Genomic DNA, 6,917 nt, shown 5'->3' on the forward strand with positions numbered 1-6,917 from the left:
GCCCAGGCCCCGCGCGACGTCTACGCGCTGGACGACGTGGCCTTCGCCGCCCAGGCCCGCCGCGACCTGGAGACCCTGCGCCAGGGCACCGAGGGCCTGCGCCGCCTGCGCGCGGAGGCCTTTCGCGCCAAGGCGCTGTACCAGCGCGGCGAGGACGTGCAGTACACCCCGGACGAGAAGCAGCTCCTGGTGTCCACCTGGGCCGCCTTCTTCGACTGCTTCATCTCCACGGAGGTGGTGCGCCAGCGCTACTGGGACTTCCTCAAGGTGCCCGCCGTCACCCAGCCGAAGAAGCACGCCTGGGGCTTCCTCCTCACGCACGCGGCGCTCGCGTCGGAGCTGGCGCAGGGGATGGCCTTCGCGGACCTCGCCGGGGGCCAGGCGCAGCTGGAGGTGCTGCTGGACGAGCCCGGCCCGGAGTACGGCCTGCCCGCGCGCGCCTTCAGCCGCTTCAAGAAGAAGGTCGTCCACGTGGGCACCAGCACGCAGCTCTTCACGGGCGATGGCTACCGCGCGACGCTGCACCCGGTGCTGGCGAAGTCCGGCGTGCTGAGCGAGCCCGGCGTCCCCGCGCTCTTCCAGGCGATGCGGGAGGACAGCCGGAGCGCCCGCGCACGCCTGCTGAAGCGCGGCCCGGTGCTCTTCGCCAAGGCCGCCGCGGACCTCACCCAGGACACGACGGCGCGCGCGGTGTTCCCGGTGCAGAAGACGGTGGCCGAGTGGATGGGCGACACGCGCGTGCACCGCTCGGGCCGGCCGCTCATCTCCCGGGAGCAGACGCTGGCGCTCCTGCCACACATGGCCCCGGGCGACGTGATGGTCGCGCGGCAGAACTGGTTCTTGTCCAACATCGGCCTGCCGGGCTTCTGGCCGCACGCGGAGCTGTACCTGGGCACCGCCCGGGAGCTGGCCCTGGCGTTCGACGCGGATCCGGAGGTGAAGGCCTGGGTGGCCACGCTGCCCGGCCATCCGGAGACGTTCACCGGCCACCTGGCGAAGGCGTTCCCCGCAAAGTGGGCCGAGTACACCGGCAAGGACGCGCACGGGGACCCCTTGCGCATCATCGAATCCATCAGCGAGGGCGTGAGCTTCACCGGCGTGGAGCACGGCATGCACGTGGACTACCTGGGCGTGCTGCGGCCCCGGGTGTCCCAGGTGGACAAGGCCCGCGCCATCCTGCGCGCCTTCACCTTCCAGGGCCGGCCGTACGACTTCAACTTCGACTTCTTCTCCGACCAGTCGCTGGTGTGCACGGAGCTGGTGTGGAAGTCCTACGCCCCGTCGAAGGACATGAAGGGCCTGGACATCCCCCTGGTGAGCGTGGCGGGGCGCAGGACGCTGCCGGCGAACGAAATCGTGCGCGTGTTCGACGCCGAGTACGGCCAGCCCGGCCGGCAGTTCGACTTCGTCGCCTTCCTGGACGGGCGGGAGGCCACGGGAGACGCCATCGAAGCGAACGCCGAGGCCTTCCGTTACACCTACCGACGCATGAAGTGGGACATCGCCCAGGAGTGAGGCAATTCCATGACGGAAGAGACAGCGAACGAGTTCCTGGCCCTGGCCTCTCCCCTCTACGAGCGGATGATTGCCCAGCAGCAGGCGAAGGTGCTGCGGCTGGCGCGCGAGGCGGTGCCCAACATCGGGCCGGAGGAGCTGCGCAACCCGCACGACTTTCCCCAGCTCAAGGAGCACCCCTCCTTCGAGTTCGAGGACGGAATCCTGGCCGGGCTGATTTCCGCGCACATGGCCATCCGGGCGGAAATCAAGAGCCGCCTGCCCGCGGCGCCGCCGGGCGTCTGACGCTCGGCTGCCTGCCTTTGCCGTGAGGAGCTTCCGTGGGTTACAGGTGCGCACCGTGAGTTTTCCCTCTGGATTCGGCCCGCCCCTGGCGCGCGAGCGGCTGGTGTCTTCCCTGGCCGCGGACCCGCCCCGGCTGGACCTGGCGGCCCTGGCCATCGCCACGCTGGGCCGTGAGGACCTGGACGCCCCGGCGTGTCTGCACACGCTGGACGCGCTCGCCGCGCGGGTGCAGGTGGAGGCGGAGCGGCTGCGTGAGAAGGGCGAGGCCCTGGCCCCGCTGCGCGCCCTGCGCCACGTGCTGGCGGACATCGAGGGCTTCCGGGGCAACGAGGACGACTACCACTCGCCGGACAACAGCTTCCTGGACCGGGTGCTGGAGCGGAAGGTGGGGCTGCCCATCACCCTGTCGGTGCTCTACCTGGAGGTGGCGCGCCGCGCGGGCATCCCGCTGTACGGCGTCCCCTTCCCCGGCCACTTCCTGGTGGCGTGCGACGCGGGCGACCACAAGCTGGTGATGGACCCCTTCCACCACGGCGACATCCTCACGGAGCACGGCTGCGAGGAGCTGCTCAAGCGCGTGGCGCCGCAGCTCAAGTTCGACCGGGCCATGCTCGCGCCCGCGCCGGTGGAGCTCATCGCGTACCGCATGCTGTCCAACCTGCGCCGCGTGTACCTGGGGCGCGACGACAGCCAGCAGGGGCTGGCGGTGGTGGACCTGTTGCTCTTGCTGGCCCCGGACCACCCGGGCGAGCTGCGCACGCGCGCGTCGCTGCTCACCACGATGGGCGCCTTCCGCGCGGCGCTGAAGGACGTGGAGCGCTGCCTGGAATTGTCGCCGGACGCGCCGGACCGCGAGCGCCTGGAGATGTCAGCGCGGGAGCTGCGCGAGCGGGCCGAGCTGCTCAACTGAAAGGGAACACCCGCATGGCGTCCGCGCCTGATTCGAAGGTGAAGCCCTGGCCGCGTCTGCGCCGGGGGCTGGAGCACGACTTCACGGTGGTGAAGGTGCGCGAGGACGTGGTGGCGGACCCGCGCACGAACCTGGAGCACGGCCGCGTGCGGCTGGAGTGCGCGGACTGGGTGAACGTCATCGCGGTGACGAAGCAGGATGAGCTGGTGATGGTGCGTCAGTTCCGCTTCGGCATCGACGCGCCGACGCTGGAGGTGCCGGGCGGTGTCATCGACCCGGGAGAGGACCCGGCCACGGCCGCCGTGCGCGAGCTGGAGGAGGAGACGGGCTACCGCGCCGGACGGCTGGAGGCGCTGGGCGAGGTGCACCCCAACCCGGCCTTCCAATCCAACCGCTGCTTCAGCTACCTGGCGCTCGACTGCGAGCGCGTGAGCGACGGGAACCCGGACGACGGCGAGGACATCGCCGTGGAGCTGTACCCGAGAGCGGACCTGCCCCGGCTCATCCTGGAGGGCCACATCACGCACTCGCTGGTGGTGGTGGCCTTCTTCCTGGAGCGGCTGCGCGCGGAAGCGAAGCGCCAGGCCGCGCCCTGAGCCTCACCGCGAGGCGCGGGGCCGGGACGTCTTGCGGCGGGACTTCGGCGCGGCGGCGGGCTTGGACGCCGCGGCCTTTTCCTCCCGCTCCCACGTGCCGGAGCGGCCGCCGGACTTGTGGTCCAGCTGCACCGCTTCGATGACCATGCCCCGGTCCACGCTCTTGCACATGTCATAGACGGTGAGCGCCGCCGCGCACGCGGCCGTGAGCGCCTCCATCTCCACGCCCGTGCGGTCCACCGTCTTCACCCGCGCGCGAATCTCCAGCCCTTCGTCCACCGGCTCCAGCGTCACGTCCACGCCCGCGAGCGCGATGGGGTGGCACAGGGGCACGAAGTCCGGGGTGCGCTTGGCGGCCATGATGCCCGCGAGCCGCGCCGCCGCGAGCACGTCCCCCTTCTCCACCTGTCCCGCGAGGATGCGCTCGCGCGTCGCGGGCAGCATCCTGAGGCGCGCGGTGGCCACCGCCACGCGCTCCGTCTTCGGCTTGTCGCCGACGTCCACCATCTTCACCGGCCAGCCCCCTTCGCCACCGCGGCGAGCAGGTCGTCCGCCACGTCGTCCGGATCCTCCAGCCCCACGGACACGCGGATGAGGCTGTCGCGGATGCCCGCCTGCGCGCGCTCCTGGGGCGTCATCCGGCGGGCGCTGGCGCTGGCCGCGTGCATCACCAGCGTGCCCACGTCTCCCAGCGACGGCCCGGGCCTGGCCACCCGCAGCGCCTCCAGGAACCGGTCGCCTTCCTTCTGCCCCGCGCCCTTGATTTCAAAGGCCACCATGGGCCCGAAGCCACCCGCCAGCACCCGCCCCGCCACCGCGTGGTCCGGGTGGGACGCAAGGCCCGGGTAGATGACCCGCTCCAGGAGCGGCGAATCCGACAGCCGCTTCGCCACGTGGGCGGCGTGCTCGTTGTGGGCCTTCATGCGGACAGGCAGCGTGCGCAGGCCACGCAGCGTGAGCCACGCCTCGAAGGGGCCCAGCACGTCGCCGGACAGGATGCGCGCCGAGCGCAGCGGGTCGATGCGCGCCTTGGAGCCGCTCACCGTGCCACCCAGCGCGTCGCTGTGGCCGTTGAGCCACTTGCTGGTGGACTGCACCGCGTAGTCCGCGCCCAGTTCCAGCGCACGCTGGCCGAAGGGCGACGGGAACGTCGCGTCCACCGCGAACACCGCGCCCGCGTCCCGGCACGCCTCCGCGAGCGCGCGGATGTCCGGCACGCGCAGCAGCGGATTGGAGATGCTCTCCGCCAGCACCAGGCGCGGGCGCCACTCCCGGATGCGCGCGGGCGCGTCCGCGTCCGTCTGGTTGAGCGGCCGCAGCTCCACGCCCCAGCGGGCGCACAGGTTCTTGTAGAGCGCCCGGGTGACGCCGTAGCCGTCCGTGGGCATCACCAGCACGTCCCCGGCCTTCCACGGCTGCGCGTCGAACAGCGAGCGCAGCGCGGCCATGCCGCTGGCGTAGGCGACGCAGGCCTCCGCGCCCTCCAGCGCCGCCACCGCCTCCTCCAGCAGCGCGGCGTTGGGCGCGCTGATGCGGGCGTAGGCGTAGTCCTTTCCGTCCAGCGCGTCGGACAGGTCGTCACTGCTGTCGAACCAGTTCACCGCCGCCGGGAAGATGGGCGGCATGACGGGCACGGCCTTGCTCCCGGTGAGCCGGGAGCCCGCGTGCACCGCCACCGTCTTCTGCTTCGTGCTCATGCGCGTGTCGTCTCGCTCAGGACGGAAAGGAAAGAGGAGGGGCCTACTCGCCGTGCTCGATGAGCCAGCGCTCCGCGTCGATGGCGGCCATGCAGCCGGTGCCCGCCGCGGTGATGGCCTGGCGGTAGTAGCTGTCCTGCACGTCGCCGCAGGCGAAGACGCCCTCGATGTTGGTGCGCGTGCTGCCCGGAATCGTCTTCAGGTAGCCGCCCTGGTGCGTCTCCAGGATGCCCTGGAACAGCTCCGTGTTCGGCGTGTGGCCGATGGCGACGAACAGGCCCTGAGCGTTCACGAGCTGGCTGTCACCCGTCTTGAGGTTGCGCACCACGGCGCCCGTCATCCCCTTCGCGTTGCCCACCACCTCCTCCACGGCGGAGTTCCACATGAAGGAGATCTTCGGGTTGTTGAGCGCGCGCTCCTGCATCACCTTGGACGCGCGCAGCGAGTCGCGGCGGTGGATGAGCGTGACGTGGTTGACGATCTTCGCCAGGTACGTGGCCTCTTCCATGGCCGTGTCGCCGCCGCCCACCACCAGCACGTCCTGCTTCTTGTAGAAGGCGCCGTCGCAGGTGGCGCACGCGGACACGCCGCGGTTCTTGTAGGTATCCTCGCCCTTGACGCCCAGCCACTTGGCCGTGGCGCCCGTGGAGATGATGACCGTCTCCGAGCGCACCTGGATGCCGCTCTCGCTCTCCAGCAGGAAGGGCCGCTGGGAGAAATCCACCTTGGTGATGTTCTCCATGTGGATGACGGTGTTGAAGCGCTCGGCCTGCTTCTGGAAGCGCTCCATCAGCTCCGGGCCAGTGATGGCCTCCGGGAAGCCGGGGTAGTTCTCCACGTCGGTGGTGACCATGAGCTGGCCGCCCGGGACGCGCTGGGGGTGCTCCAGGGTGGGGCCGCCAGCGAACACCACGGGCTCCAGGTTGGCGCGCGCCGCGTAGATGGCGGCGGTGTAGCCCGCCGGGCCCGAGCCGATGATGGTGACCTTCTGGATCTTGTCCTGCGACACGGCGCCTCCTGCGCTCATACGTTGACGGACCCGGACGGTAACAGACGCCGCCGTCCTGGCCATGATACGAACCTGGGCCCCATGGATGCCGCTGTCCTCAAGAAGGTTGCGCTCTTCGAGGGATTGACCCAGGGCCAGCTCGCCAAGGTCGCCCGCATTGCCCAGCCGCGAACCTACGTGGCCGGAGATTTCCTATTCCGGGAGGGCGACACCGGCCAGGACATGTTCATCCTCGCCGACGGAAAGGTGCGCATTTCCAAATCCGTGCCGGGCATCGGGGAAGAGGCGCTCGCCATCCTCGAACCCGGCCAGTATTTCGGAGAGATGGCGGTCATCGAGGATTCGCCCCGCTCCGCGGACGCCATCGCCCACACCTCGTGCACGGTGTGGGTCATCGAGCGCGCGAAGCTGGACCAGCTGATGTTCACGGACAAGGACCTGGCCTACGTCCTCCTGTGGACGTTCGTCCGCACGCTGAGCGAGCGGCTTCGCGAGACGAACGAGAAGATCAAGGGCTTCTTCGCCATCTCCCGCTTCTAGCCGCCCGTCGCGCTTCTTGGCTCCTCGCACGCCAGGAGTGCGGGTGGAGCATCGCTGTCCGTCCCGCCGCGAGGCCGCTTCGCGCGTGGCTGGACGGGCACGTCGGCGGTGTCCGGGAGTGAACCCCGAAGGCACGTGACTTGCTCAAGCCCCCGCCGCGTGGAGGGAGGCGGGATGGAACAGGGCGGAGAGGCGTGGGCGGAGCCGGGCGAAGGGGAAGCCACGAATGGCAGGTCGGTGAGGGCGCGCGGCTCGGCGTTGCCGGCGTTGGGAGCTGCGCGCGAGCGCCTCTTCCGGCTGGGCGCGGAGGCCCTCACCGACCTGGAGCTGTTGGGGCTCCTGTGGACGGAGGGGCTGGGGGACGC

General features: G+C 70.7%; 8 protein-coding genes and 1 pseudogene. 6 read left to right on the top strand and 3 right to left on the bottom strand.

Annotation, left to right across the window (positions count from 1 at the left end):
• The 4 genes from D7W79_RS36255 to D7W79_RS36270 form a co-directional block, all read left to right on the top strand.
• The coding region (locus tag D7W79_RS36255) for a YiiX/YebB-like N1pC/P60 family cysteine hydrolase (RefSeq protein ID WP_120529864.1) at nt 1–1,515 on the top strand (1,515 nt) is incomplete at its 5' end.
• 9 nt (nt 1,516–1,524) lie between these two features.
• Nucleotides 1,525–1,800, top strand: coding sequence for a hypothetical protein (locus tag D7W79_RS36260; RefSeq protein WP_120529865.1), 276 nt, complete (start codon nt 1,525–1,527; stop codon nt 1,798–1,800).
• A gap of 85 nt (nt 1,801–1,885) precedes the next feature.
• A complete protein-coding gene (locus D7W79_RS36265) occupies nt 1,886–2,710 on the top strand; it encodes a SirB1 family protein (RefSeq protein WP_120529870.1) in 825 nt (274 codons plus the stop codon).
• 14 nt (nt 2,711–2,724) lie between these two features.
• The gene (locus D7W79_RS36270; protein WP_120529866.1) at nt 2,725–3,306 is read left to right on the top strand and encodes an NUDIX hydrolase; all 582 of its coding nucleotides are present in this window, start codon (nt 2,725–2,727) and stop codon (nt 3,304–3,306) included.
• A 3-nt stretch (nt 3,307–3,309) separates the two neighbouring features.
• On the opposite strand, the gene moaC is transcribed toward D7W79_RS36270, so the two are convergent.
• From moaC to trxB, 3 genes are read right to left on the bottom strand one after another with little or no spacing between them, the layout of a single operon-like run.
• Nucleotides 3,310–3,819 carry a cyclic pyranopterin monophosphate synthase MoaC gene (gene moaC, locus D7W79_RS36275; RefSeq protein WP_120529867.1) on the bottom strand — a complete coding sequence of 170 codons (510 nt, stop codon included), beginning with the start codon at nt 3,817–3,819 and terminating at the stop codon, nt 3,310–3,312.
• Complete coding sequence (locus tag D7W79_RS36280) at nt 3,816–5,003, bottom strand: trans-sulfuration enzyme family protein (protein ID WP_120529868.1); 1,188 nt, start codon at nt 5,001–5,003, stop codon at nt 3,816–3,818. Before D7W79_RS36280 ends, moaC begins: the two co-directional genes overlap by 4 nt.
• Before the next feature lie 43 nt (nt 5,004–5,046).
• On the bottom strand, nt 5,047–6,012 hold the full coding sequence (gene trxB, locus D7W79_RS36285) for a thioredoxin-disulfide reductase (RefSeq protein ID WP_120529871.1): 966 nt from the start codon (nt 6,010–6,012) through the stop codon (nt 5,047–5,049).
• 81 nt (nt 6,013–6,093) lie between these two features.
• Here trxB and D7W79_RS36290 point away from each other — a divergent pair, with 81 nt between their 5' ends.
• Complete coding sequence (locus D7W79_RS36290; protein WP_120529869.1) at nt 6,094–6,552, top strand: Crp/Fnr family transcriptional regulator; 459 nt, start codon at nt 6,094–6,096, stop codon at nt 6,550–6,552.
• 174 nt (nt 6,553–6,726) lie between these two features.
• Nucleotides 6,727–6,917: pseudogene (locus D7W79_RS36295) on the top strand (RadC family protein); the annotation flags it as partial.

The sequence above is a fragment of the Corallococcus exercitus genome, assembly GCF_003611585.1.
Classification (GTDB): domain Bacteria; phylum Myxococcota; class Myxococcia; order Myxococcales; family Myxococcaceae; genus Corallococcus; species Corallococcus exercitus.